Raw genomic sequence first — 25,535 nt, 5'->3', positions numbered from 1 at the left:
AGGAGTCGGTTGGGGTTCGGGACCTCGACTCCGAGCAGGTCATGCACTTCTCCCGTGTCAGCTCGAGCGCGGGTCGTGGGGTTTAGCCGGCGTCCGTCCGGAAGGCGAACGGGTCCGTCATCGTTGACGGTTGCGCCGTCAAGGAAGACTCCGCCCTCACCGACCTGAGCGCCGCTCAGCCACACCTTGCCGTCACTGCTGATGGTCGCGTCGTCGAGGAAGACGTTGCTGTCGCCGCTGATGGACGCACCCCTGACGCGAACGCTGCCGCCGCGTCTGATGGTCGCGCGCTGGAAGCGTCAGTAAGTGCAGCGCCGCCGCTGGCGGCTCCACACCACCCGCGAGACGCCCGTCAGCGGTTCCAGCCGATCTCCGGCGCACGCGACACTCAAGCACACAACGCGAGCGGGCCAGAAGCAGGACCTATTTGATCGCCGTCTCGATCTCCTGCCGCGCGTCGAGGATCAGGGCCTGCGAAATTGCTTCTATGGCCGGCCCATTCGCTCGGATTTCGGTGACGAGTCGCCGGTGGAGGTCCAGTCCCCGAAGTACAACTTCCTCGAGCGGGAATTGAAGCGTCTCTCTGGTGCTCACTGCTGAGGCGACGGGCGACACGAGGGAGCGGAACATGTTGTTTTTGCAGGACTCAAGGATATGGGTGTGGAAGCCGACGTCCGCGGTTGCGAACGCGTGCAGGTCGCGTCGCTCGAAGGCCGTCTGCATGTCTGAGATGAGTCCATCGAGCCGATCCGCCGCGGTGGCATCGGTTGCCTCCGCCATCAGGCGGCAGGCGACGGGCTCGACCGCGAGTCTGAGAGCGAAGAGCTCCTCCACCTGGTCCTCACGATCCGAACTGCGCAACCTCCACCGGATGATGTCTGGATCCATGTAATCCCAGTACTCCGGCGGCGCGACGAGCGTGCCCTGCCGGGGTCGGGCCGTGATGAGTCCTTTGGCCTGCAAGACCCTGAAGACTTCCCTGAGCACCGCGCGTGAAACCTGCCGCTCAACCCCCAACTCATCTGGGTTCAACTTGTGGCCCGGAGCCAACATGTGCGTGACAATCTGGGTTCCGAGCCATTCCAGGACGTCGCCGTGCAGGCCGGCTCCGCCCTGGTCGTGTGATGGTGACAATTTCCCGCCTCAAGTCACCAACAAGATACAAGGGAGCCGCCCAGTCGAGCATCAGGCTCTCGGTTGGTTGGTTGGATCCTCAGATGACGGGATATTCCCGAGGTCGCGTGTCTCCGTCCGGAAGATCCGCATCGACTGGCCGATGCTGCGCGAAAGCGCGGGCAGCCTCGACGCCCCAAACAAGAGCAATACGACGGCGAAGAGGATGAGCAGGTGCCATCCGGTGAGATTGGCGAACATATCGGTGCCCCTTCGTTAGTGCTCTCGCCCGCGGACGAGCGCTTCTTCGACGATGTCAAAGAGTTCCGACGCCGACGCTGGTGACCGGAGAGTGGAGCCGACTCCGAGCGCGATGGCCCCTGCGGCGAGGAACTCTGCGGCGTTGCCCGCGTCGACGCCGCCGGTAGCGACACAGGAGACCTGCGGGAACGGACCCCGCATCTCCCGCACCCACCGCGGTGACAGGCTCGATGCGGGAAAGGCCTTCAGCACCGTGCAGCCGGCTCGCACGGCCGTCTGGACCTCGGTCGCGGTGGCGATGCCGGGCAGATGCGGGACGCCGGCCCGGATGCTCCCGTGGAGCACGTCCAGGTCGAGCCCGGGAGCGACGGTGAACGAGGCACCGGCGTCGACGACCTTCCGAAGCAGTTCGACGTCGACGATCGTGCCCGCCCCGACGGGTTCGCCGCGTTCGGAGCCTCGGGTCAGGAGTGCATGGAACGTATCGAACGAGGCGGGATCCTGGACCGGTACCTCGACGATCCCGATCCCCCGATCCCACACGCGCTCGGCGATGGCAATCGCGTGCGACACCTCCATGTCCCGGAGGATCGCGACGAGTGGTCGCTGACGGAGAACGGCGGCGAAGCCGAGGGCTTCAGTGGTCATGGACGGTCCTTTCCGCGGACGCGGTGAGTTCGGTCGGGACGGGCCCCAGATCGCCGAGGCTGGAGAGGCTCGACGAGGCAAGCAGGTGTCCGAAGCGAAGGCACGCCGAGAGCTCCAGCCGCTCGAGCACCCCGTGCAGGAAGCCGGCGGCAAAGGCGTCGCCTGCCCCGACGGGCTCGACGACATCCACCGAGAGTGCCGGTTCGAACCGGGAGGACGAGCGCTGGAAGCCGGTCGCGCCGACTGAACCGTCCTTGACGATGAGGAGCTCCGGCTGAGGAAGCACCTCTCGCACGTCCTCTGGGGTCGGGGTACCCCACAGCTCGTGCGCCTCGTCGAGTCCGACGAAGACGACGTCGGACCGGTTCGCCAAGGCCGCCAGCGTCCCCGCCGCGTCCTCTGCGCGCCACAGGCCATGCCGGAAGTTGACGTCGAAGGAGACCCGAGCGTGCGCCGCGTGGGCATCCGTGATCACCGTCTCGACGAGTTCCGAACACGTCGAGGAGAGCGCAGGTGTGATGCCGCTCAGATGGATCAGGTCGTCACGCAGATAGCGGAAGTCCGCGAACGTGTTGGGGCGCATTCGCGACGCGGCCGACCCGTTCCGGTAGTAGTGCACTGCCGTCGGACCGCCGATGCGCGGGTCTTTGAAGTAAACCCCGCTTCGGGCGGACGGATCCCGCTTCACATGAGCCGTGTAAACGCCGGCCGAGCGGATCTCCGAGACGATCCGCTCGCCGATGGGATCGTCGCCCACAGCGCTGAGCCAGATCGCGTGATGTCCGAGCTTGGCGAGGTAGCTGGCCACCGTCGACTCCGCGCCCGCGACGCTCAAGGACGCGGTACTCGCCTCCGCCAACCGGCCGATCGGTGCGGGGGTGATCTGCAGCATGGCCTCCCCCACCGTCACCACGCGACGACGGATGTCAGCCGCCATGGTGCGCACCCCATCCGCTGCGGAGTTCGACCGCCTCCGCCACGCGCAGGGCCCGGTCGTAGATCCTCAGTGCCTGCACTTCTCGGCGAGCTAGTCCGTGGACCGACAGCGGACGTGCACTGTTGACATCCCGGAGGTCGTCGCTGAACCGGCCCCACCCGTACGGGCGGGCGTCGCCGCCGTCCTGCAGCCGCCCGTCGATGACGAACAGGACAATCTTGGGTCCTCCGTCGACGATGACCGCGATGTGCGTCTCGGCGCCCGCAACGAGGGTGCGCGCGTCCGATGTCCACGAACACTCCCTGCGGCCGTCCGACATGGTGAAGTGGAGCCGGCCTTCGTGCGCGATCTCCAGGCAGATCCCGCGGCCGGTCGAGTCCCGATTGTCGAGGAGTATTCGGCCGGGGGTCAGATCGTGCACCTCGGCAACGAGAGACAGGGTGAATCCCGCTCTGGCATCCTCGGTCCGCCAGTTCCCTCGACGTAGCTGGAAGGGCGTGACGGTGAAGGCCGCCTCGTCCGCCCCGTGGACGTAGTCGAGGACGATGTCCTCCTCCAGGCGCCGCGAAGGCGCGCCCCAGAGCCCCTGGATCAGCTCGTCGTCGACGGCGTGGATGCGCGCCGTGCGCTTCTCCGTCTCGGTGAGGGAGAACCGGCCGTCGAACTGGACGAGGTCCGGGTAGCTCATGCTGATCTGCGGGTCGTCAGCGTAGATCGCGATCTCGGGCTCCGACCACTGGATGATGCCGTCGACCTCGATGCCACCGCTCAGCCAGGCCGGATTGCGGTAGGTGCCGAACCAGGTGTGGCTGTTGTTGTGGAACCAGAGCAGATGCCGGCCGTCACCGCATGACCACGCGAAAGTCGCCGCCCGCGGGTTCTTGATCGGCCGGCCGGAGGAGAAGGTCGCCCAGTCCGGCGTCGACCAGGTGTGTCCGCCGTCTCGGCTGGTCGCGCTCGCGACATAGCCCTTCTCGGTTCGGTAGACGCAATAGAGATCGCCGTTGCGCAGGCCGACGACCTTGTGCTCTTCGGCGACGTCACCCTCGGGCGCCCGGAGGCCGAACTCGCCATCGGGGAGGGTCTCCCAACTGATCCGCGTCGGGTCCCGCTCCTCAAGGAGGTTGTCGCTGCGGAGCAGGAAACCCTCGCTGGTCTTCTGGAAGCCCTGGGACTCCTCCCGGAACTCACCGACCTTAGACGCCGCGATGAAAACGCTAGTGCCGACGATCTCCGGCTTGCCCACCGACCACCAGAACTGGACGTCGCCGCCGAACGGGTTGCGACGGTCGATGTCGAAGGTGCGGATCGGGACGTGGAAGCGATCGACGGACCAGGATCGTCCCTCGTCGTCCGAGTAGCGGAAGACCATGTCGCCCAGGGTGTCGACTCGCGGGCTGCGCCCGGTGTCGGTGGGCACCTCGCGGATGTTCTTCGTGTTGTAGGTGTAGAACACGTAGATCCGGCCGGAAGGCGTGACGAGCGGGACAGCCCAGGACGCCTCCGGACCATCAGCGGGTTCGATGTCGATCGGGTCGGACCAACTGCGACCACGGTCCGTGCTCGTCCGGGCGATGATGCGCTGCGAGGAGTCCCCCTCGTGCGCATCCGAACTCGTCACGACGCACAGCCACAATCCGGATCGGGTCACGACGACGTACGGCTGGTCGCTGTAGCCGTTCGCTTGGATGACGTGACCGTTCTCGAGCAGCCGCGGATCGTGACGTGCGATCTGAGTGTCGTCGGGCAGCTGCGGCCCGGATGCGGTGGTCACCATTCTGCGAAGCTCCCGTCCAGGTGTCGCCAGATCGCGTTGTGCCAGTTGTGCGGCGACTGGGCGGCGCGGCGCACCTCATTCTCGTCGATCTCGATGCCCAGGCCCGGGCCGAGCGGTCTGTCGATGTACCCGTCGGTCGCCGAGAAGACGGATCGGTCGACGAGATAGTCGAGCAGATCCGTCTGCACGTTGTAGTGGATGCCGAGACTCTGCTCCTGGATCAAGAAGTTCGGCGTGGCCACGTCGACCTGGATGCACGCGGCGAGAGCGATCGGGCCCAGTGGGCAGTGCGGTGCGAGGGAGACACCATACGTCTCGGCGGCCGTCGCGATCCGGCGCACCTCGGAGATGCCTCCCGCGTGCGACAGGTCGGGCTGAGCGACTGCGATCCCGCCCGCGAGGACGTCGCGGAAGTCCCAGCGCGAATAGAGCCGCTCGCCTGTCGCGATCGGGATGGGCGTCTCGTGGGCGAGCCGGCCGATCAGATACGAGAGCTCGGGGACGACCGGCTCCTCCACGAACAGCGGGAGGAAGGGCTCCAGCAGCGGCAGCGCGCGCCGGGCCATCGCGGGCGAATACCGGCCGTGGAAGTCGATCGCGATGTCCCGGGAGTCGCCGAGGACCTCGCGGACCTCGGCGACCCGATCGACGAGCCGGGCGAGGGAGCTCGGGACGTCGATCGCCGCGAGCTCCTCCGACCCGTTCATCTTGACGGCAGTCAGGCCGGCCGCGACCTGGCGTTCCGCATCCGCCGCTAGATCGCTCGGGCGGTCGCCGCCGATCCAGCCGTAGATGCGCACCCGGTCGCGGACCGGGCCGCCGAGGAGCTCGTAGACCGGCACGCCGAGCCGCTTTCCCGCGATGTCCCAGAGCGCTTGGTCAATGCCCGCCACCGCGCTCGCGAACACCGGGCCGCCCCGGTAGAAGCCGCCCTTCGTCAGCACCTGCCAGGTGTCTTCGATCCGGGTCGGATCCGAGCCGACGAGGTACTCGCTCAGCTCGGCCACGGCCGTCGCGACGGTCGCCGCCCGGCCCTCGACGACGGGTTCTCCCCAGCCGGTCAGGCCGTCGTCCGTCGTGATGGCCACGAAGAGCCATCGAGGCGCGACTTGGAAGGTCTCTACTCGTTCGATTCTCACTGTCTGATTCCTGTTGATCCTTCTAGACGATGGTCAGGTTGGCGATCTTCGCCTGCTGGTCAGTCGCAATGAGCACGTTGCTGCCACCGACACTCGTGAATGTGTTGCCCGAGATCGTCAGCGAGTGGATCTGGCACAGGACGGTGCCGATCGGCGATTTGCCGCCCACCCAGACTCCTGAGAACGGAGTGTTCGAGATCGTGTTCCCGGAGACGGTGAACGTGCCTGTCGTCATCCCGGCTGTCTCACGGATGGAGTGGATCGAGATGGCGCCGGGCGTGTAGGTGTAGTCGCCCGTGCACGCGTTCGTCACGGTGTTGTTCGTGATGTCCGCGCTGAACAGCGGGAAGCCGGGGGCGCGGCCCCACAGGTAGATTCCGGCCTGGCAGGTGTTGCTCACGGTGTTGCTGTCGATGAGGAGGCTCGCACCGCTGCTCGCGAGGATGCCCGCGCCTTCGACGGAGCCGTCGACGGTGTTGGCGTCGACGTGCACGAACTGGGCTTCACGGAAGACGGTGCCCACCCAGCCGATCTGGATTCCCCCGTCGCGGTTGTCGTCCGCGGTGCAGCCGGTCACTCGCACCTGGCGCGAGCCCTCCACGTCGATGCCGTACATGTTGGCGTTCGTGCTCGTGACGCCTCCGACATAGACGCCCGTGCAGGTGTCGATCACAAGGTTCGAGCCACTCGCGCCGGACAGCGACACGTCCGTGACGGAGACGTCCTTGGCGCCGCTGATGTCCAGCAGCGCGCGGTTGCGGCGGAGGTCGGGCCGGTCCGGGAGAGAGAACGCGACGTTCGAAACCGAGCACCCCTCCCCGCCGATGATGCGGATGCCCTGGGCGTCCGGGCTCGTGCAGACGATTACGGAGGTGCTTCCGGCGCCGACAATGTGCACGTTGTCACGCTCGGTGATCGCGAAGTGATGAGTGATCTTGGTGTCTCGGAAGGTCGATGAGGACGGGTCCACCACGAGGCGGAATTGCCCCGCCGGGACGCCGATGATGCCTCCGGTCGCCGGTAATGCAGCCAGTGCGGCCCGGAATGCCGGGGTGTCGTCGTGGACACCGTCTCCCACCGCCCCATAGCTGGTCACGCTGACGCTCGGCAGGCCCGTCGTGCTCTGCGCCTGGGGGTCGGCCCACGCCGTCTCGCTCGGTTCGACGCGACGGGGCGCGTACGGATCGCTGTACGGGGCAGAGGTCGTCGTGGTGAAACCGGTCAGGTCACCCGTGACCGACCCCGTCACGGAGGGGAGCGTCGTGACGTTGTTACCGCCCGAGGTGACACCGATCGCCGTCCCTTTGACGGTGACGGAGGGGCCAGTGTTCTCGATGATCCTGTTCTGGCTGATGTCGAGACCGGTGATGGTGCTGTTGACCGGGATGTTGATCCCTGTTCCGTCCGCGGCGTAGAGATGGTTGCCGAAGACCTCGATGTCGTTCCCGGTGACTCCGAGCCAGTTCGTGATCCCGATGGCGATGTCGTTGTCCTCGGACGCCCGGACGCTGTTGTTCTTCACGGTGAGGGTATCGACCTTGTTCAGGAACGCGACGGCGCCGTGATAGCCGCCCCCGCTAGCGAGAGCACGATTGTCTGGTCGCATCTCCATGCTCGAGCGAACCATGGTGTTCGAGAGAACAGTGGCGTCGATCAGCGTCGCTGGCGTCGCCGTGTTGCTGATGTCACTCAACACCGCGGCGCCCATGGTGTTCTCGATCCAGTTGCAGTCGATCGTCTGGTGCGATCCGCCGAGGGTCATGCCACGACCCCAGCACGCACTGATGACTGTGTTCCGGGTGAATCGGACGTTCGGGATGGTGGTGCTGTCGGGGAATAGATTGCTGTCCTGGTAGTTGGCGAATCCGTCGTCGCCAATGGACTCGGCCCAGTTGTACGCAGCGACGCTGTTCTTCGCGCCGCCGTAGTTGAAGGCGTCCGCTCCGCTGTTCCGGAGGACGTTGTCCACCATCCAGCTGTTGTTCGCGTGCGGGAGGATGATGCCCGGCTGGCAGTGATCGACCGTCATGCGGAGGATCTGCATCGACTCAGGAACCCGGACGAGCAGAGCGGTTGCGGTGGTCGTGTGCCGGATCAGGTTGAGCGGGATCCACTGCATCGCGAAATCGCGCAGCGAGACGTTGGTCGCGTTGACGAAGGTCCATCCCGCCCCCGCCGGGTACAGCGGCGCTTCCTGGCCGTTGGTCGTCATCTTGGGTCGCCGGAAGACGACGACACTCCCTTCGCCCTCCCCCACGAAGTGGACGTTCGCGATCGTCGTCTGGTTCCACCAGTTGACGTTTCCCGCCGCGTTGGGCGGGAAGAGGTAGCGGCCGACCGGAAGGTAGACGATTCCGCCGCCGAGGGCATTCACAGCGGCTACGGCGCTGTCGAAGGCGGCCCGATCGGAGGTGAGCCCGGTCCCGGTGGCGCCGTGGTCCATGACGTTGACGACCGGCATGCTCTCGTAGTCGATGACGGGCATGCCGTCCAGGCCGGGCCGAGCGTAGAACGACGCGGGGAGGTTCGCGATCGTGCCGCTGGGCGTGAGGTTCCCGATGGCTCCCGGCGCGGTCAGCCGGGGCCGGACGGGAAGCCCGAATGCGGCGCCGGACCCGCTGACGAGCGCGGCCGCGGCGCCCGCCGCGGCGGCAGCGCCGATAAACGAGCGACGTGTGAGTTCAGGTGACATCGTGTACTCCGTTCTCAGTGTGGTGCTTGGTCGGATGGTGCGATGGATGCTGCGCGCCAGCCCGTGGTGGGTCGCCAGCCCAGTTCAGCGGTGGTCGGGGCGAGATCGAGGAGCGATCTGTGCTCGTCATCGTCGAGCGAGGCGTCGAAGTCCGCTCGGACAGGAACGGGCCAGCGGTCGAGCAACCGGCGGGTCGGCTCGGCTGAACACGTGTTGGCGGCCGAGAGGAGGTATGGGCCTGGGTCTGTCCCGCGCGACTCACCGGCGAGGACGAACGCGCGCGCGCAGTCGTCGAGGTCCACGTAGGCGAAGAGCTCGCTGACGGAGCGGGGCGGGCCGTCGAAGGTCGGCGAACTCCACATCGCGTACTGGTCCGCATCTGCGATGTACGGCGGCCGGAGGATGACGACCTCGAGGTCCGTCGCCCGGTGGAGGTAAAGGAGGTAGTCCTCCGCCAGGAGCTTCGAGATCTGGTACGGGGTGGTGGGGTTGGCCGGCTGCGCGGCATCGACCGGGAGCCGGTCGGGACGGCCAGCTCCGGTCACTCCGAGGGCGTTGATGCTGGACGCGTAGACGAAACGCGCGCAGCCTGCTCGAAGCGCGGTATCGGCGAGAGCGATGGTCCCGAGAACGTTCGTCTTCAGGATCTCTTCGGGCGACCCCGCGCTGTCGCTGGGGAGCGCTGCGAGGTGGACGATCGTGTCGATCCCGTCGACGGCGGCGGCCGTCGCCGCAGGATCGGTAAGGTCGCCCGCGAGGTGTCCCGGCCGGTCTCCCTCGGCCCGATCGAACGTCCGGAATGCGATGCCCTGCGCCTGGATCTGCTGCGTGACGGCTCGACCGAGCCGGCCTTCGCTCCCCGTGACCAGCCAGGTCATGTGGGGTCCCCTACTTCGGGAATCCAGTCCGCGAGCTCAGTTGCGACTGTGCTGTCTGCACGCACGAACGCCGGGGTGCCGTCGAGGGGCACGCGGATTCGTGTGGTCGTGGGTCCGTGGACGCTCTCGCCGGTCTGCAGGGAGGTCCACTCGCCCTCGGGGACGAAGACATCGCGCGTCTCGACACCGGGTTCGGTGAGCGGGGCGACGAGGAGGTCGGCCCCGAGGAGGTACTGGTCGTCCACCTCCCAGGCCCGCGGCTCGTCGGGATGGTGGAGGAAGAGCGCTCGCATCGCGGGCAGCCCGACGGCTGTCGCCTCCGCCATCACACGATGCAGGTAAGGGCGCAGCGCTTCGCGGAGATTCAGCAGCCTGGTCGCGACTGCGAGAACCTCGTCGCCGAAGCTCCAAACCTCGTTCGGTGCGCCGTGCTTCAGCTCGCCGGGGACATCGGGGACGCGGTGGCCATGGAGTCGCATGATCGGGCTGAACACCCCGAACTGCAGCCAGCGCGCGACGAGCTCGCGCAGGTAATCCGAGTCGTTGGACTCGTCGCCGTGGAATCCACCGATGTCGCTGCACCACCACGCGATTCCGCTGAGCCCGGCGTTGATTCCCGCCGGAATCTGGGCGCGAAGAGCCGCGAAGGTGGAGGGGACGTCGCCCGACCACAGCGCGACGCCGTAACGCTGTGTGCCGTGCCACGCCGACCGCGTGAGGTTGAGGGCGTCTCGCGGGTTGTCCCCGGTCATTCCGTCGCTGAAGGTGAGCGCGTTCCAGTGCGGGTACAGGTTGCCGACGGCGTCCGCGCGGCCGGCCGCGTACTCCCACTGCGACGGCTCCTGGGGAACGATCTCGGGTTCGCAGGCGTCGAGCCAGAAGCTCTCGATGCCGTGCTCGCGGTAGCCGCGGGTGACGGCGTCCCAGACGAACGCACGCGCCTCCGGGTTGCTCGGGTCGTAGAAGTGCAGGAACGCCGGCCCGTCCTGACCCGTGTCGAGGAAGCGAGCGGCGACGCCCAGGCCCTCCGACCGTGTCATCAGGAATCCGGAGCGGTCCATCGTGCGGAAGTTGGCACTGTTCTCGTTGACCGCCGGCCAGACAGAGACGATCGGTTGCACGCCGAGGTCGCGCAGTTCGGCGACCATCGCGGCCGGGTCGGGCCAGAGTGCGCGGTCGAACGACCAGTCGCCGAAGAAGTTCCAGTGGAAGTAGTCGATGACGATGGAGGCCAGTGGAAGGCCCCGTCCGATGTGCTCGCGGGCGACCGCCAGCACCTCCTCCTGCGAGGCGTACCGCAGCCGGGACTGGAAGAAGCCGGAGGCCCAGTCGGGGAAGCGGGGAGCGCGCCCGACCAGATCGGTGTAACGCTCGAGGATGTCGGTCGGGGTTGCTCCGGCGATCACGATGTAGTCGAGCTGATCGGAATTCTGGGCCGACCATTGCGTGCGGTTCCGGCCGAGTTCGACGCGGCCGGGGCTCGGGTCGTTCCACAGGAACCCGTAGCCGCGGTTGGACAGCAGGAAGGGGATGGTCACGTTCGAGTTGTGCTGGATTAGGTCGATGACGGCGCCCTTCTGGTCGAGAAGCCCGTGCTGTTGCTGGCCCAAACCGAAGAACCGCTCCCCCTCGGAGGCTGCGAAGCGCACGTCGAGCCGCGTCGCACCGCCTTCGCGCCGGCGGTAGCGCGGCGGTGTTGACGCCAGTGTCTGCGGGTCCTCGGCCAGCAGGATGCGATCGCCGATCGCGGAGGTGAACGTGAGATCACCGCGGGCGTCGACTCTGACCCGGAGCTGTCCGTTCTCGAGAACCATCCCGTTACCGTCTGCACGGACGACGGCCTCCGTTCGCGGTGGTTGCTGGTGTTCGAGCCCGCCGAGGCGGGTCTGGTCGATCGTTCCGCGTCGTGTGGAACGCACGCGGATGGCGTCAGGTCCCCAGGGTTCGATACGAAGTGTTTCGCCACGAAGGCGGCGTTGAATGACGTTTCGGTCTTCCTCGTACACGCTCAGCCCTTCAGCCCGCTGAAGCCGACGCCCTGTACGACCTGGCGCTGGAAGACGATGAAGACGATGAGCGGCGGGATCGTGGAGATGAGCATCCCGGCGAGCAGAAGAGCCTGGTCGGCGTTCTGGGCGAGTCGCGGCAGCGCCACCGACAACGGTTGCTTGGTGGGATCGCTCATGGCGATCAGGGGCCAGATGAAGTCCTTCCAGGCGCCGATCAGCGAGAGCAGTCCGATGGCGAACATCATCGGACGGGACAGCGGCATGGCGATCTGCCAGAGCATCCGGAGGGAGCTCGCGCCGTCGACGGAGGCGGCCTCGAAGAGCTCGCGCGGGAGGGTGTCGAAGAACTGTTTGGCGATGAGCACGTTGAAAGCGTGGGCTCCGGCGGGGAGCCAGATCGCCCAGGGGGTGTTGGCGATGTTCACGTGGAGGCCGGGGAGGTCGATGATCGTGAGGTAGAGCGCCACGAGCGAGACGGTTCCGGGGACGAACAGCGTTGCGAGGATCGCGCCGTAGACGACCGGGCCGAAACGCGGGCGCAGCACCGAGAGCGCGAAGCCAGCAGTCACGGCGACGAGGACCTGGGTCAGAGCGGCGCCGACCGCGTAGACCACGGTGTTGAGCAGGTAGTGGCCGATGTCGAGCTGAGTCCAGGCGTTGCCGAGGTTGGACCATTGCGTCACGGCCGGCCAGAACGCAGCCGGGTTCCGCAAGAGCTCCTGGGTCCCCGAGAGCGCGCCCTTGATGAGCCACCAGAGCGGTCCGATCCCCGCGAGCGCGACGAGGAGCAGGAGCACACCCTGGGTCACCCTCACGCCGATACGGACGCCGGGCCGACGAAGATCCGCGGGCGAGATGACGCTGCGAGCCGGTGTCTCGCGTTCGCGCGAGCCGCGGCGGCGTCGAGTCGCGACCGGTACGGGGAGTTGCGTGTCGACTGTCATCAGTTCTTGCTCCAGGAGCGGGTGAGACGGAGGTAGATGGCGGAGATGATGCCGAGGGCGATGGCCAGCAGCACGCTCAGTGCGGTCGCGTAGCCGAAGTCCCCGTTAAGGAACGCCGCCCGGTAGATCAGCATCAGGATCGTGACGGTGGAGTTCTCCGGTCCGCCGTCTGTCATCACGTACGGCTCGGTGAAGATCTGCAGGGTTCCGATGATCTGGAGGAGCAGGAGGATCAGCATGATCCCCCTGAGCTGCGGGAGGGTGATGTGCCAGACGCGGCGCCAGATGGAGGCGCCGTCCACCTCCGCTGCCTCGTACAGCTCCGGCTGCACTCCCGACAGGGCGGCGAGAAACAGCAGGACCGTACTGCCGGCCCCGGCCCACACGATGAGCACGACCAGGCTGGGAAGCGCGGTCTCCTGAGTCTGCAGCCACGGGAACGGACCGAGTCCGAACGTCTCGAGGACGGTGTTGAAGAGCCCATTGTCGGGGTCGTAGAAGAACTTCCACAGCAGCACGGACACGACAGGGGGGATGATCACGGGGATGTAGACGAGCACCCGGAACGCCCCACCGAGCCGCCGCAGTTCGAACATGACGATCGCCAGGAGCAGCGGGAGCGGGAAGCCGATGAGCACCGACAGCGCCCCGAACTTGAGCGTGTTGCCGACCGCGGTGAGCAGCATCGGATCCGCGAAGACGTGGTCGAAGTTGTCCAGGCCAACCCACTTCGGCGCGTCGACCAGGTTGTTGTACTGGAGGCTCAGGAGCAAGCTGCGCAGGATCGGCCACCAGGAGAACACTCCGAAGAGCACGAGCGCTGGCAGCAGGAAGAGGAGCGCGCTCAGGTTACGCCGCCAGCGACCTGCCCACTTCGTCCGTCGGGCGAGAGATGCTGGCAGCTTCGGGGCCCCTTCCGGGGAGGCCGCCGGCGGCGTGGCCATCGGCGCCTCCCCGAGGATGTCGATGTTCACGGTCACTGCTGCGCTTGGGCGACAGCCTGCTCAGCGGCGGACTGGGCCTTCTTCAGCTCCGTCTCGGGATCGGCGTCCTGACGGGTCAGGATCGCCTGCATCACTGGGTCGAGAACCTGGTAGACGAGCTGTGCTGCGACCGGCGGTTCGGCTTTGAGTTGGAGTTTCGCCGTTCCGTTGATGAACGGCTCGAAGTTCGTTGTCTTGATCGTGACGTAAGGCTTGATCGCCGCGGCGATCTTTTCCTGGGTCGCGCTGTTGAACAGCGGGACCGCCGGGATCCCCACGGGGATGTTCGCGGCAGCGTTCGACTTCGCCAGGCTTGCGGCCGCCTTGGTGTCGTACTGCGGCCGCAGCCAGTGGTAGTCGATCCACTTGACGGCGGCGGCCGTCTGGACCTTCGTGGCCTTCGCGTTGACCATGGCGACGCTTCCACCGGCGAGCGTGGTGTTGCCTCCCGCCTGCGGGTACGCCGTGATGCCGAACGTGTTCGGGTCGCCCTGGTACTGCTGGATGTAGTTCGTGTAGTAGTCGGGCGCGGAGATGATCATCGCGTACTTGCCGGCGGCGAAGCCGCTGTTGATGTCGTCGTAGCCGAGCAGCGCGTTCTCGCTCATCGACTTGTCCTTCCAGCGCATCGTCTGGAGCTGCTTGAGATACGAGACGGCGTCGGGGTTGTCCACCTGGACGGAGTATTTGCCGCCCTTGCCGAGTGTCTCCATAGTTCCGCCATAGGAGTAGGTGCCGGCCGTCAGGTGCCATCCGCCGGAACTCTTCGCCGTCATCTCTGCGAAGCCGGGGACGCCGGTGGCCTCCGTGATCGTCTTGGCCGCGGTCTCCACCTGTTTCCAGGTCGTGGGCGGCTTGTCCGGGTCCAGGCCGGCCTTGGTGAAGAGGTCCCGGTTGTAGGCCAAGCCGAGCGCGTACTCCGCGGTCGGGATGCCGTACAGCTTTCCGTTGCCTTTCAGCGGCTCGAGCACCTTCGAGTTGAACTGCTTCGATGAGGGCAGCTGGGCGAAGTCGTCGGTGAGGTCGGCCACCTGCTTCCGGGCGATGAGCCCGGGCGGATCGGTGAGGGGCACCCACAGCAGAGTGGGAGCCGTCCCGCCCGCGAGCTCGGTGACGTAGGACTGTGGGTTCCACTTCTCGTCCGTCGGCGTCACGGTGATGTTCGGGTTCGCCTTCTCGAACGCGGCGATGTCGTCCATGAACGCTTGCCGGGCCGCCGGCTTGGTGGTGGCGGGGATTCCCATCACCGTGATCGTCACTGGCCCGGATGACGTGCTCGGGGCGGTGCTGCCGGACGCGGTGCATGCGGAGAGCGCCAGCCCGACGGCTGCCGTCGCGGCGAGGGCCGCTCCCCATCTGAGGTTCATCTTCATCGATTGCTCCTGTTGTGTGCGGTGTGGTGCTCGGGTGTTAGTCGTGCGCCGGGAAGACGATATTGCGAAGCGGGAGGCCGTCGCGCAATGCCGCGATGTTCGCGGCGACGTCTTTCATGCGATTGCGGAAGACGTCGGTCGTCACGCCGGAGGTATGCGGTGTGAGGAGGACATTCTGAAGCGTCCCGAACGGCAACCGGGAGGGTTCTCCCTGGTTGCCGTCGGTGGGGTACTGCCACCAGACGTCGATCGCGGCGCCGCGGATGGCACGGTCGCGGAGGGCCGCGTACAGCGCTTCCTCGTCGACGATGGGGCCGCGGGCCACGTTGATCAGCACGGCGGTCGAAGGCATCGCGGCAAGTTCCTCCGGTCCGATCAGCTTCGTCGTGGCCTCGGTGAGGGGGACCGTGACCACGACGAAGTCCGAAATGCGCAGCAGGTACGGAAGCTGATCAAGCGACCCCACCCAGTCGACCTCCGAGGGGGGGGTGGCTTGCGGTGCGCGGCGCACGACGGCGACCCGCATGCCCAGCGCGCGCGCGAGCCGTCCGACTTCGCTGCCGATCTCGCCATACCCGATGATCCCCACAGCGCGGCCGACGAGCGTCTCATGCACAGGCGATCCCGGATTCTGGAACACGGACAGCCACGTCCCTTCCCGAAGGGCCCTGTCCTCCTCCAGAAGGCTTCGGGAGAAGACCAGCATCGACATGAGGCAGTACTCGGCGATCGCCCGGCCGTGATGCGAGGTGTTGGCCACGGTGACTCCGCGAGGAACGGCAGACAGGTCGATCCCTTCATAGCCCGCGCCGGCGACCTGGATCAGTCGCAGACCCGGTCGCTCCCGGATCTGGTCCGAGCTCAGCCGGGATCCGACGAAGACATCGGCATCCTTGCTCGCCGCATCGACGTGCTCCGGTCGGTCGAGGAACTCCCAGGTCACGCCCGCGCCGAGCTCGGCGCGCAGATCTGCGGCCAGGCGTACCTGCATCGGGTCGGCGACGACAACGCGCAACGGGTTCTCCTCGGTGAGTTTTTGAGTATGACTAATCAGATTATTCTGATTTACTAGTCACACGTCAACTCCCTGTTTTTCGGGAGACGACGTGAACCGGACTGAACGAATGGAGTGACGTGAGCGTTGTGACCATCTCGCCCACCTCGGGCGCACGCCTCTATGACCAGACGGTCGAACAGCTGGGCCGTTCGATCGTCCAAGGCGCACTGGAGGTCGGAGAGACGATCCTCCCCGATCAGCTGGCGGAGGATCTAGGCCTGTCCCGATCTGTCCTCCGGGAAGCGTTCCGTGCGCTCGAGACGAAAGGGCTCGTTCAAGCGCGGCCCCGTATCGGCACCCGCGTTGCCCCGCGTGACCAGTGGAACTTCCTAGATCCACAAGTCATCACCTGGCGACTGCAAGGGGACGACCGTCTCGAGCAGGTCGAGGAACTCTACTCGACCCGACTAGCCGTTGAACCGGTCGCGGCCCGGCTGATCGCCGGACTCTCCGACGGTGCAGCGATCCGAGACCTCCGGCGCCTCATCGCGCGGATGCGCGAGGCTATAGTCGCTCGCGATCTGCATGCTTTTACCGAAGCCGACGTCGAGTTCCACACCGAACTGCTGCACCGCTCGGGGAACAAGATGTTCAGCTGCTTCAGTACCGTGATCGCCGCAGCGGTGAGAACCCGGGAGACGCTGGTCTTCCCGCTCGTCGAGGAAACTCACAAGGGCCTGCAGATGCATGAGCGCCTCGTGGAGCAGATCGCGGCGGCGGATCCGGAGGTTGAGACGACGTCCCGCACGCTCATCCGAGACGCGCACAGCGAAGCCCGCACGGCGCTCGGGCATTGGGACCACCGCGGGGCGCTCTCGTGACGGCGGCGGCTCCCCTAGCACCGCGGACCTTCGTGTTCTTCGGAGACAGCGTCACGCAGGCCAACCGACAACAACCCGAGGTTGGCGCGCTCGGCGAAGGGTACGTCCGGATCATCGCCGACGAGCTCGCTGACGTCCCCGCACCGCCGGACGTCATCAACCTCGGCATCGGTGGCAATCGCGTCCGCGACCTTCGCGCGCGGTGGGGCGAGGTCGTCGCAGCGCGCCCGGATGTGCTCACGATCCTCGTCGGGATCAACGACGTCTGGCGCCACTTCGACCGCGACGACTACACGCCGACCGACGTCTTCGCCGACGACTTCCGCGCGATCCTGGATGATGCCGTAGCGTCCGGCGGCCAGGTAGTCCTCATGGAACCGTTCCTCCTGCCGGTCGCAGACGGCCAGCAGGCGTGGCTGCCCGAGCTCCGCGAGAAGATCGACGTCGTCAACGACCTCGGTGTAGCCTACGGCGCCCCGGTCGTGCCGCTGCACCAGCTCTTGAACGAGGCGGCGTCCGAGCTCGGCGCGGGCGAACTCGCGCCGGACGGTGTCCATCCCTCCCCGCTCGGCCACCGCCTCATAGCAGAAGCCTGGCTCGCCGAAGCGTCAGCGAGATTCGGTGGCCGCCGCCGCTGAGCAGCACGTACCCCTGCCTCGACCGTGCACGCCGTTCGACGACTCGGGGAGCGGCGTCGCCCGTCACGAAGTGCTGCCAATCGGCGCGGTGGGCGCGGTCGCGGGTGAGGATCTGCGCGGCGGTCCCGCTGCCTACCCCGTCCATGGTGGCCAGAACGTCGATGTCGCCGACAATTCCCCTCGTCAGCCTCGCGGTGCGCTGTCCGCGCTCAGCCGCGACGCCCACGCGTCGACGGTGACGACCTCGGCCTGACGCGGGAAGACCTTCTCGAGCAGCACGCGGTGCACTTCCGGATCCTGATCCGCGCAGGCATCGGCGAGCACGGTGAGGCCGAAGTCGCGGTCGGCGGCCTCGCGCACCGTGCTCAGCACGGCACCGCTCGTCGAGACGCCGGCCAGCACGAGATCCGTCGCGCCGAGCCCGCGCAGAACGACATCGAGATCCGACGCGAACGCGCCGTAGCGGCGCTTCACGACGACCGGATCCGCAGGGCGCGGGGCGAGCGCGGCGATGATCTGCGTCGCCTCCGCATCCTCGGTCATGTGGGGCGCCTGCGGCGAGTTCGCGATGCCGCCGAAGGCCTTGTTCCGTGCGGCCGCCTCCGGGAAGCCCTCGCGGAACGCGACGCGGACGAACACCACGGGTATGCCCGCCGAGCGCGCCGCCGAGAGCGCGCGCCCCGCGTGCGCGATGACATCGGAGCCCGCTTCGGCGAAGCGACCTGCGATGCCGTTCTGGAAGTCCAAGAGCAGAAGTGCAGTGGTCATTGACGTGCCTTTCGTTATTAGACAGGTATAACTGTGCAGTCTAGACTGTCGATATGACCGAGAAGCCGCCCGTCGCCGATGCATCCGCTGTGAGCGCCCTGCAGACCGCCCTGGATCTGCGCGCCGTCGTCGCGCGTCTGCTCCGGCAGTTCCGGGAGGCCGGCGCGGACGAGACGATCACGCCGTCGCAGGCCTCCGCCCTCGCCCGTCTCGGCAAGGGCGGCGTCTCGACCGTGAGCGCCCTGGCCACCGCCGAGCGCGTGCGGCCGCAGTCCATGGCGGCCACCGTCGACGCGCTGGAGACCCTCGGGCTGATCACGCGCAGCCAGGACCCTGGCGACGGCCGCCGCCAGATCATCGAACTCACCGCTGCCGGACGCGCCAGGGTCGAGGGCCAGAAGGACGCGGCCGCGGCCTGGCTCGAGCACGCCCTCGACGGCCTCGACGCGAGCGAGCTGCGGACGATCTCCGCCGCCACCGCGCTGCTGGAGCGGATGCTGCCGTGACGCGGACGCCCACAGCACCCCTCGGCGGCCCACCCCCGGAGGGGCGCTTCGATCGGCGGCTGCTCGCGCCGATGATGGTGGGGGCGATCCTCAACCCGATCAACACCGCGATCATCGCGGTCGCGCTCACGCCGATCGGTCTCGCCCTGGGCGCACCTGCGCGTGAGACGGTGTGGCTGGTGTCGAGCCTCTACCTCGCCACCGCGATCGGACAGCCGCTCGTCGGCCGGCTCGTCGACATCTTCGGCGTGCGCTCGCTGTTCCTGATCGGCGCCGTGCTCGTGGCGGGCGCCGGCGCGATCGGCCTGCTCGCCCCCGAGAACCGCGACAGCATCTGGTGGCTCGTGGCGGCGCGCGTCATCCTGGGCCTCGGCACCTGCGCCGGCTACCCCGCCGCGATGCACATGATCCGCGCGGAGGGTCAGCGCACCGGCCTCGCCTCGCCGGCCGGGATCCTGACCCTGCTGTCCGTGACCACCCAGACGATCGCCGTGGTCGCCCCCGCGCTCGGCGGCGTGCTCATCGGCGCCTGGGGCTGGCGCGCCACGTTCGCGGTGAACGTGCCGCTCGGACTCGCGACGCTGCTGCTCGGCGCCCTCTTCCTCCCGCGGCGGACGGGGCTGGAGCCCGCACCCGAGGATCGGCCGCGCATCGACGGGATCGGCATCCTGCTGTTCGCCGTCGCGATGCTCTCCCTGCTCGTCTTCCTGCAGAACATCGCTCCGGCGCTGGTGTGGCTGCTCGTCGTCGCCGTCGCCACGGGCGCGCTCTTCGTGTGGTGGGAGCGCCGCACCGCGGACCCGTTCATCGACGTGCGCGTGCTCTCCGGCAACGGACCGCTGCTGCGCAGCTACGTGCGCTCGCTGCTGACCGCGACCATCTCGTACACGTTCGTCTACGGCTTCACGCAGTGGCTCGAGGACGGTCGCGGCCTCTCCCCCACGGTCGCCGGACTCGTGCTGCTCCCGGTGTTCGCCACCGGCATCGCGGTCGCCCTCGCATTCGGCCGGCGTCCCGAGGTGGTCGGCAAGCTGCTGGTCGGATCCGCCGCCCAGCTGATCGCCGGGATCCTCGTGCTGTTCATGACGGGCACCTCGCCGATCTGGTTCCTGGTGCTGGCGATGCTGGTGCTCGGGATCCCGCAGGGCCTGAACAACCTCGCGATCCAGAACGCGCTGTACTTCCAGGCCGAGCCCGCGCGCATCGCCTCCTCGGCCGGCCTGCTGCGCACGTTCTTCTATCTCGGCGCCATCGTCTCGTCGGTGATCTACGGCAACGTCTACGGAGCGCGGGCGACCACGGAGGGCCTGCACGTGCTCGGCTGGGTCGTCGTGGGGATCGCCACCGTGTTCCTGCTCCTCACGGTGTTCGACCGGTCGCTCGCGCGGATCGGCCGCACCGACGGCGACCCGGCCTGATCCGGCAGAGCCCGGTCAGTCGCCGCTCGCGGCGCGCGGATTCACGTTCAGCGCCTGAGTCACCGGTGCGGGCTCGATCCCGGCCGCGCCTTCGGGCGCCTCCGGCAGGGCCGGCAGGGCGGGCGCATCGAGCCAGGCATCGAAGAAGGCCTCGAGCCGCCGCCCGGCCACCGAGGCCGCCAGCACCCGGAAGTCCTCCGTGGCCGCGGTGCCGCCCCCGAACCGCTGGGTCCAGGTGCGCAGGATGCGGAAGAACATGTCGTCGCCCACGGTGAGCCGCAGCGCATGCAGCAGCAGGGCGCCGCGCTTGTAGACGCGGTCGTCGAACATGAGCTCCGGACCCGGGTCCGAGAGCACGAGATCCTGAGGCTCCGCGGCGAGCGCCGCCCAGTGCCCCAGCGCCTTCGCCTGCGCCGTGTGACCGCCGCTGCGCTCGGACCAGATCCACTCCGCGTAGCAGGCGAAGCCCTCGTTCAGCCAGATGTCGCGCCAACGCGCGACCCCCACGCTGTTGCCGAACCACTGGTGCGCGAGCTCGTGCGCGATGAGGCGCTCCTGGCTTCCCCGGCCGTCGATGTGGTTCGCCCCGAACACGCCCATCCCCTGCGCCTCGAGCGGGATCTCCAGGTCGTCGGCGGTGACCACCAGGCGGTACGAGGGCAGCGGGTAGTCACCGAACGCCTCGGTGAACACGCCCATCATGCGCGGCAGCGGAGCCAGATCCGCGTCCACGCGTCCGGCGAGCGCGGCGGGGTGCAGCACCTGTCCCTCGACGCCCGCGAGATCCATGCCGCGCGCGACATACTTCCCGATCTGCACGGTCGCGAGGTAGGTCGGGGTCGGAGCGGAGCGCTCGAACACCCATGTCGTGCGCCCGCCCTTCGTCGCCGTCGAGATGGGTTCGGCCGCGGCGACCGTGTACCCGGGATCGGTGGTGACGGTGAAGCGATAGGTCGCCTTGTCGCTCGGGTGGTCGTTGCAGGGGAACCACGACGGCGCGCCGATGGGCTGCGAGGCGACGATCGCGCCGTCCTCCAGCTCCTCCCAGCCGAGCGTCCCCCAGCGCGTGCGGCGCGGGCGCGGCGCCCCGCCGTATGCGATCGTGAGCTCGAACGGGTCCCCTGCCGAGAGCTCGCGGCCGAACGCGACCTTGAGCTTGCGGTCGGTCTGGGTGAAGCCGATCCGGCCGCCCTTGCCGCCCGCGACACCGCCACGGGCGGCCTGCACCTTGGTCGCGCGGAGCCCGACGAGGTCGAACGACACGGATTTGGTCGGCTCGACCACGCGACCGTGCACCACGGCGACGGCGTCGAGCCGGTTGGTGCTGAGCCGGTAGTCGATCGTCAGGTCGTAGTGCTCGACGCGGTAGCGGCGGTCCCCGCTGTGCGGGGTGTAGTCGTCGGGGCTCACCGTTCCATGCTCACAGATCCCGACGCCCGATGCGCGCCGTTCCGCGCCTCACTGCGAGAGCCGTCATTCGGCGGCCTGGTAGGTCCGCACCTTCACCGCGCGCCAGGGTCCGATCGGGTTGCCGCTCCACCGGCTGCCGACCGGCACGCTCTCGCCGCGCATCACCAGGGATGCGGGCCCGACCGTGGCGTCCGAGCCGATCGTGGCGGCCGGCAGGATCACGCTGTGCGGGCCGAGCGTCGCGCCCGCCTCGAGCGTCACCGTGTCGATGCTCATGACCCGGTCGTGGAAGAGGTGCGTCTGCACCACGCAGCCGCGGTTGACGGTCGCCCCGTCGCCCAGCGTGACCAGGTCGGGCTCGGGAAGCCAGTAGCTGTCGGTCCACACGCCGCGACCGATCTTCGCGCCGAGGGTCCGCAGCCATATGGCGAGCGCCGGGGTGCCGGCCGCCGCGTTCGCGAACCACGGCGCGGCCATCATCTCGGTGAACGTGTCGGCGACCTCGGTGCGCCACACGAAGCTCGACCACAGCGGATGCTCCCCCGGGCGGATCGGACCCACGAAGATCCACTTCGCCGCGGTCGCGAACGCCGCGGCGACGGCTCCGGCTGCCAGCAGCACGACGCCCGAGAGCACCACGGTCCACCCCGGTCCGAGGGAGGAGGCGAGGGCGGCGAGCACGAGGAGCACGGCGAGACCGAGCGCGCACGTGAGGATCACCGGCACGAGGCGGCACAGCTCCCAGAGGCCGCGCGCGACCCGCAGCGAGGCGCGCGGGCGGTAGGTGCGTTCGAGATCCGACTCGTTCACGACGCGACGCAGCCGCACCGGCGGCGATCCCAGCCACGAGGATCCCGCCTTGGCCTTGTCGGGGGCGACCGAGAGCACCGCGACCAGGCCGTCCTTGGGCACCTTGTGCCCCGCGCCGGCCATGCCGGAGTTGCCGAGGAACGCACGCTTGCCGATGCGTGCCGCCGCGATGCGCATCCATCCGCCGCCGAGCTCGTAGGACGCGACCATGGTGTCGTCCGCGAGGAAGGCGCCGTCGTCGATCGTCGTCATCGACGGGATGAGCAGCACCGTCGAGATCTCGACCTCGGATCCGACCTTCGCGCCCAGCAGCCGCAGCCACATCGGCGTGATCAGGCTCGCGTACAGCGGGAACAGCAGGGTGCGCGCGGAGTCGAGCAGGCGCTCGGTCGTCCACGCCTGCCAGGCGACCCGGCCGCGGACGGGGTGGATCCCCTCGCGCAATCCGACGGCGAGCAGTCGTGTGGCCGTCACCACGAGTGCGGCGAACACGAGTCCCGTGACCAGCACCGACGGCACCAGCCAGATGGCCAGTCCGGGGATCGCGTCGGCGAGCGAGGCGGCGCCGCGCGCGCCCTGCACGAGCACGAGCGCTCCCACGGCGAAGGCCACGACCGGAAGCAGCCCGAGACCCATGCTCGATGCGGCATATGCCCACAGCCAGCGGCGCGGCGCCGGCGGGCGCTCTGGCGCGAGCGGCGCCGACTTGCCCCCGACCCGCACGGCGGGCGATCCGGCCCAGCGCTGCCCGGCGCGCACCCGGCCGAACACGGCGGAGCCGGGCGCGACCTCGGCGCCGCGGCCGATGCGCGTGCCGGGGGCGAGTGTGCTGCGGGCCCCGACCACCGATCCCGCGCCGATCCGGATCCCTCCGATGCGCACGACGTCGCCGTCGATCCAGTAGCCGGAGAGGTCGACCTCCGGCTCGATCGCCGCGCCGCGGCCGATGTCGAGCATGCCGGTGACCGGCGGCAGCGTGTGCAGGTCGACGTCGGGGCCGATCTTCGCCCCGAGGGCGCGCGCGTAGTAGCTGACCCACGGGGCGCCCGCGAAGCCGACCGGATCGATCTGGTGGCTGACCTGCTCCGCGAGCCACAGCCGCAGGTGCACGCCGCCGCCGCGCGGATGGTCGCCGGCGCGCACCCCCGCGAGCAGGAGCCGCGCGGCGACCGCCGCGATCGCCATCCGGCCGAAAGGGGTCGCGAAGACCACCAGTCCGACCACAATGAGCCACAGCGGTGCCGTCGGCAGCCAGGCGAAGCCCGGCACCAGGTGCAGGATCGCGCTGCCGGTCAGCAGCCACAGCACCCATCGGATCCCGCCCAGCACGAACAGCGGGACGCCGAGCAGGGTCTGGATCCACTGCATGCGCCGCGGGGTGGGCCGGGACTCGTGGAACTCGCCCGGCTCCGGCTCCTCGTCACCCGCCTCGGCCTCGACGGCGTCGGCCATGCGGCGCAGTCGCGGCAGGTCGTACACGTCGGCCATCGTGAACTCCGGCGCGCGGGAGCGGATCCGGCTCACGAGCTGGGCGGCCGCGAGCGAGCCGCCGCCGAGCTGGAAGAAGTCGGCGTCCTCGTCGAGCGGCCGCGTGCCGAGCACGGCGAACCACTGCTCGGCGAGCCACGCCGCGGTGCCGGTGAGCGTCGAGTCGTCGGCGTCCGGATCCGTGAGCGGCCACGGCAGCGCGGCCTTGTCGACCTTGCCCGAGGTGCGCACCGGCAGCTCGTCCATGACCGCCAGCAGCGGGATGAGCGGCGCTGGGAGGGTCTCCGCGAGCTCGGCCCGCGCGACCTGGCGGTCGAAGCCCTCCGTGGGCACGACGTAACCGACCAGCAGCGGGATCCCGCCCTCGCTGCGCTGCACGACCACCGTCGCCGCGGTCACCGCGGTGAGGTTCTGCAGTGCCGCCTCCACCTCGCCGAGCTCGATGCGCCGCCCGCCGATCTTGACCTGGTCGTCGGCGCGCCCCTGGAACACGAGCCCCGCCTGCTCGAACCGCACCAGGTCGCCGGACCGGTATGCGCGCTCCCAGCCCAGCGACGGCATCGGCGCGTACTTCTCCGCGTCCTTGGCCGGATCCAGGTACCGCGCCAGCCCCACGCCGCCGATGACGAGCTCGCCCACTTCGCCCTCGGCGACGCGATCACCTGCGCCGTCCACGACCGCCAGCTCCCAGCCGTCCAGCGGCAGACCGATCCGCACCGGCTCGCCGGCGCGCAGGGCCTCACCGTCCATCTCCGCGGCGCACGCGACGACCGTGGCCTCGGTGGGTCCGTAGGTGTTCCAGACCTCGCGGTCCTCCCCCACCAGGCGCGCCGCGAGCTCGGGAGGCAGCGCCTCTCCGCCGAAGATCAGCAGCCGGAGGTTCTCGATCGCGTCCTGCGGCCAGAGCGCGGCCAGCGTGGGGACCGTCGAGACCACGGTGATGCCGTGCCCGAGCAGCCACGGGCCCAGATCCTCACCCGAGCGGACCAGGGCGCGCGGCGCCGGCACCAGGCACGCGCCGTAGCGCCAGGCCAGCCACATCTCCTCGCACGAGGCGTCGAACGCGACCGACAGGCCGGCGAGCACGCGGTCTCCCGGGCCGATCGGCGCGCCCTGCAGGAACAGATTCGCCTCGGCGTCGACGAACGCGGCGGCGGAGCGATGCGTGACGGCCACGCCCTTGGGAACGCCGGTGGATCCGGACGTGAAGATGATCCACGCAACGTCCAGCGGCATCGGATGCGGCACGGTGCCGATCGCGACAGACCCCGGGTGCGGATCCTCCCCGTCGAACAGCCCTCCCCCGCCCGCGCCCGAGCGCCCCCCTCCGTTTCCGTCTATTTCTGCCGAACCGTGGGGAATGCCCGGCAAATCCCGCAGATCGGCAGAAATAGACGGACCCGGGTCCGGGGTCGGGGACGGATCCGGGGTCGGGGCGAACACGCCTCCGGCGCCGATGACGCCGCGCACCTCCGCCTCGCCGAAGACGAGGTCGGCGCGCTCCTGGGGGTCGTCCGCGTCGACCGGCACGTACGCCGCCCCGGCCGCCATCGTGCCGAGGATCGCGATGTACAGCTCGCGGCCGCCCGACGGCATCCGGATGCCCACCCGGTCGCCTCGCATCACGCCGCGCTCGCGCAGCCGGGCCGCCGTGCGCCAGACCTGGGCGAGCAGCTCGCCGTAGCTGAGGGCGCCCGCCGCGTCCTCGATCGCGGAGGCGTCGGGATGCCGCCGTGCGGTGTCGACGAGGATGTCGATCAGCGTGCGCGGCGGCGCCGCGAGTGCGGCGCGGTCGAGGATGTCTTGCATCGGGTTCCGTTCGAGCGACGCACGCAGGGCGCGTGCGCGCTCAGGGTACCGCGGGC

Annotated in this window: 20 protein-coding genes; 4 read left to right on the top strand and 16 right to left on the bottom strand. The window is 68.7% G+C overall.

Annotation, left to right across the window (positions count from 1 at the left end):
- Window positions 1–423: 423 nt before the first annotated feature.
- From NFX31_RS00435 to NFX31_RS00375, 13 genes are all read right to left on the bottom strand, one after another.
- Window positions 424–1,134 (bottom strand): FadR/GntR family transcriptional regulator, encoded by a 711-nt coding sequence (locus NFX31_RS00435; RefSeq protein WP_262956423.1) that lies wholly within the window; start codon window positions 1,132–1,134, stop codon window positions 424–426.
- Between the two features lie 51 nt (window positions 1,135–1,185).
- Window positions 1,186–1,374 carry a twin-arginine translocase TatA/TatE family subunit gene (locus NFX31_RS00430; RefSeq protein ID WP_091477856.1) on the bottom strand — a complete coding sequence of 63 codons (189 nt, stop codon included), beginning with the start codon at window positions 1,372–1,374 and terminating at the stop codon, window positions 1,186–1,188.
- 15 nt (window positions 1,375–1,389) lie between these two features.
- On the bottom strand, window positions 1,390–2,022 hold the full coding sequence (locus NFX31_RS00425; protein WP_091477857.1) for a bifunctional 4-hydroxy-2-oxoglutarate aldolase/2-dehydro-3-deoxy-phosphogluconate aldolase: 633 nt from the start codon (window positions 2,020–2,022) through the stop codon (window positions 1,390–1,392).
- Entirely contained in the window at window positions 2,012–2,959 is a 948-nt protein-coding gene (locus NFX31_RS00420) for a sugar kinase (protein WP_091477858.1), read from the bottom strand. The genes NFX31_RS00425 and NFX31_RS00420 overlap by 11 nt, the downstream gene beginning before the upstream one ends.
- Window positions 2,949–4,736, bottom strand: a complete 1,788-nt coding sequence (locus NFX31_RS00415) for an exo-alpha-sialidase (protein ID WP_091477859.1) — start codon at window positions 4,734–4,736, stop codon at window positions 2,949–2,951. The genes NFX31_RS00420 and NFX31_RS00415 overlap by 11 nt, the downstream gene beginning before the upstream one ends.
- Window positions 4,730–5,824, bottom strand: a complete 1,095-nt coding sequence (gene dgoD, locus NFX31_RS00410) for a galactonate dehydratase (RefSeq protein ID WP_441295573.1) — start codon at window positions 5,822–5,824, stop codon at window positions 4,730–4,732. Before dgoD ends, NFX31_RS00415 begins: the two co-directional genes overlap by 7 nt.
- Before the next feature lie 73 nt (window positions 5,825–5,897).
- Window positions 5,898–8,567, bottom strand: coding sequence for a right-handed parallel beta-helix repeat-containing protein (locus NFX31_RS00405; RefSeq protein ID WP_091477861.1), 2,670 nt, complete (start codon window positions 8,565–8,567; stop codon window positions 5,898–5,900).
- A gap of 14 nt (window positions 8,568–8,581) precedes the next feature.
- On the bottom strand, window positions 8,582–9,445 hold the full coding sequence (locus tag NFX31_RS00400) for an NAD-dependent epimerase/dehydratase family protein (protein WP_262956422.1): 864 nt from the start codon (window positions 9,443–9,445) through the stop codon (window positions 8,582–8,584).
- Window positions 9,442–11,451 carry a glycoside hydrolase family 31 protein gene (locus tag NFX31_RS00395; RefSeq protein WP_262956421.1) on the bottom strand — a complete coding sequence of 670 codons (2,010 nt, stop codon included), beginning with the start codon at window positions 11,449–11,451 and terminating at the stop codon, window positions 9,442–9,444. Before NFX31_RS00395 ends, NFX31_RS00400 begins: the two co-directional genes overlap by 4 nt.
- A 2-nt stretch (window positions 11,452–11,453) precedes the next feature.
- On the bottom strand, window positions 11,454–12,263 hold the full coding sequence (locus NFX31_RS00390; protein WP_258955348.1) for a carbohydrate ABC transporter permease: 810 nt from the start codon (window positions 12,261–12,263) through the stop codon (window positions 11,454–11,456).
- A 134-nt stretch (window positions 12,264–12,397) separates the two neighbouring features.
- Window positions 12,398–13,372 carry a carbohydrate ABC transporter permease gene (locus NFX31_RS00385; RefSeq protein ID WP_258955349.1) on the bottom strand — a complete coding sequence of 325 codons (975 nt, stop codon included), beginning with the start codon at window positions 13,370–13,372 and terminating at the stop codon, window positions 12,398–12,400.
- Between the two features lie 2 nt (window positions 13,373–13,374).
- On the bottom strand, window positions 13,375–14,754 hold the full coding sequence (locus NFX31_RS00380) for an ABC transporter substrate-binding protein (RefSeq protein WP_262956420.1): 1,380 nt from the start codon (window positions 14,752–14,754) through the stop codon (window positions 13,375–13,377).
- Between the two features lie 37 nt (window positions 14,755–14,791).
- On the bottom strand, window positions 14,792–15,769 hold the full coding sequence (locus tag NFX31_RS00375) for a 2-hydroxyacid dehydrogenase (protein WP_262956419.1): 978 nt from the start codon (window positions 15,767–15,769) through the stop codon (window positions 14,792–14,794).
- Window positions 15,770–15,888: 119 nt separating this feature from the next.
- Here NFX31_RS00375 and NFX31_RS00370 point away from each other — a divergent pair, with 119 nt between their 5' ends.
- The gene (locus tag NFX31_RS00370; protein WP_091477866.1) at window positions 15,889–16,632 is read left to right on the top strand and encodes a FadR/GntR family transcriptional regulator; all 744 of its coding nucleotides are present in this window, start codon (window positions 15,889–15,891) and stop codon (window positions 16,630–16,632) included.
- 32 nt (window positions 16,633–16,664) lie between these two features.
- Window positions 16,665–17,270 carry an SGNH/GDSL hydrolase family protein gene (locus tag NFX31_RS00365; protein WP_262956418.1) on the top strand — a complete coding sequence of 202 codons (606 nt, stop codon included), beginning with the start codon at window positions 16,665–16,667 and terminating at the stop codon, window positions 17,268–17,270.
- 183 nt (window positions 17,271–17,453) lie between these two features.
- Here the strand turns inward: NFX31_RS00365 and NFX31_RS00360 are convergent, their stop codons facing one another.
- Window positions 17,454–18,038: a cysteine hydrolase family protein gene (locus NFX31_RS00360; protein WP_262956417.1), complete on the bottom strand. Its 585-nt coding sequence runs from the start codon at window positions 18,036–18,038 to the stop codon at window positions 17,454–17,456.
- A 53-nt stretch (window positions 18,039–18,091) separates the two neighbouring features.
- On the opposite strand from NFX31_RS00360, the gene NFX31_RS00355 reads away from it, so the two are divergent.
- Window positions 18,092–18,544 (top strand): MarR family winged helix-turn-helix transcriptional regulator, encoded by a 453-nt coding sequence (locus NFX31_RS00355; protein WP_262956416.1) that lies wholly within the window; start codon window positions 18,092–18,094, stop codon window positions 18,542–18,544.
- Window positions 18,541–19,962, top strand: coding sequence for an MFS transporter (locus NFX31_RS00350; protein WP_045249134.1), 1,422 nt, complete (start codon window positions 18,541–18,543; stop codon window positions 19,960–19,962). The genes NFX31_RS00355 and NFX31_RS00350 overlap by 4 nt, the downstream gene beginning before the upstream one ends.
- A gap of 15 nt (window positions 19,963–19,977) precedes the next feature.
- On the opposite strand, the gene NFX31_RS00345 is transcribed toward NFX31_RS00350, so the two are convergent.
- Together NFX31_RS00345 and NFX31_RS00340 are read right to left on the bottom strand one after the other, a co-directional pair.
- Complete coding sequence (locus NFX31_RS00345) at window positions 19,978–21,372, bottom strand: M1 family metallopeptidase (protein ID WP_262956415.1); 1,395 nt, start codon at window positions 21,370–21,372, stop codon at window positions 19,978–19,980.
- A 63-nt stretch (window positions 21,373–21,435) separates the two neighbouring features.
- Window positions 21,436–25,479 (bottom strand): Pls/PosA family non-ribosomal peptide synthetase, encoded by a 4,044-nt coding sequence (locus NFX31_RS00340; protein ID WP_262956414.1) that lies wholly within the window; start codon window positions 25,477–25,479, stop codon window positions 21,436–21,438.
- Window positions 25,480–25,535 lie beyond the last annotated feature (56 nt).

Origin of the sequence: Microbacterium azadirachtae (genome assembly GCF_025583665.1) — a bacterium.
GTDB classification, from domain to species: Bacteria; Actinomycetota; Actinomycetes; order Actinomycetales; family Microbacteriaceae; genus Microbacterium; species Microbacterium azadirachtae.
The sequence above is the reverse complement of the archived record's forward strand: the minus strand, read 5'-3'. Positions and strand labels throughout refer to the sequence as shown.

What these genes read in the sequence shown, in the direction of transcription:
- NFX31_RS00380 (WP_262956420.1), bottom strand. Translation starts at nt 14,754, where the DNA reads ATGAAGATGAACCTCAGATGGGGAGCGGCCCTCGCCGCGACGGCAGCC.
- NFX31_RS00420 (WP_091477858.1), bottom strand. Translation starts at nt 2,959, where the DNA reads ATGGCGGCTGACATCCGTCGTCGCGTGGTGACGGTGGGGGAGGCCATG.
- NFX31_RS00430 (WP_091477856.1), bottom strand. Translation starts at nt 1,374, where the DNA reads ATGTTCGCCAATCTCACCGGATGGCACCTGCTCATCCTCTTCGCCGTC.
- NFX31_RS00415 (WP_091477859.1), bottom strand. Translation starts at nt 4,736, where the DNA reads ATGGTGACCACCGCATCCGGGCCGCAGCTGCCCGACGACACTCAGATC.
- NFX31_RS00355 (WP_262956416.1), top strand. Translation starts at nt 18,092, where the DNA reads ATGACCGAGAAGCCGCCCGTCGCCGATGCATCCGCTGTGAGCGCCCTG.
- NFX31_RS00360 (WP_262956417.1), bottom strand. Translation starts at nt 18,038, where the DNA reads ATGACCACTGCACTTCTGCTCTTGGACTTCCAGAACGGCATCGCAGGT.
- NFX31_RS00340 (WP_262956414.1), bottom strand. Translation starts at nt 25,479, where the DNA reads ATGCAAGACATCCTCGACCGCGCCGCACTCGCGGCGCCGCCGCGCACG.
- NFX31_RS00425 (WP_091477857.1), bottom strand. Translation starts at nt 2,022, where the DNA reads ATGACCACTGAAGCCCTCGGCTTCGCCGCCGTTCTCCGTCAGCGACCA.
- NFX31_RS00405 (WP_091477861.1), bottom strand. Translation starts at nt 8,567, where the DNA reads ATGTCACCTGAACTCACACGTCGCTCGTTTATCGGCGCTGCCGCCGCG.
- NFX31_RS00400 (WP_262956422.1), bottom strand. Translation starts at nt 9,445, where the DNA reads ATGACCTGGCTGGTCACGGGGAGCGAAGGCCGGCTCGGTCGAGCCGTC.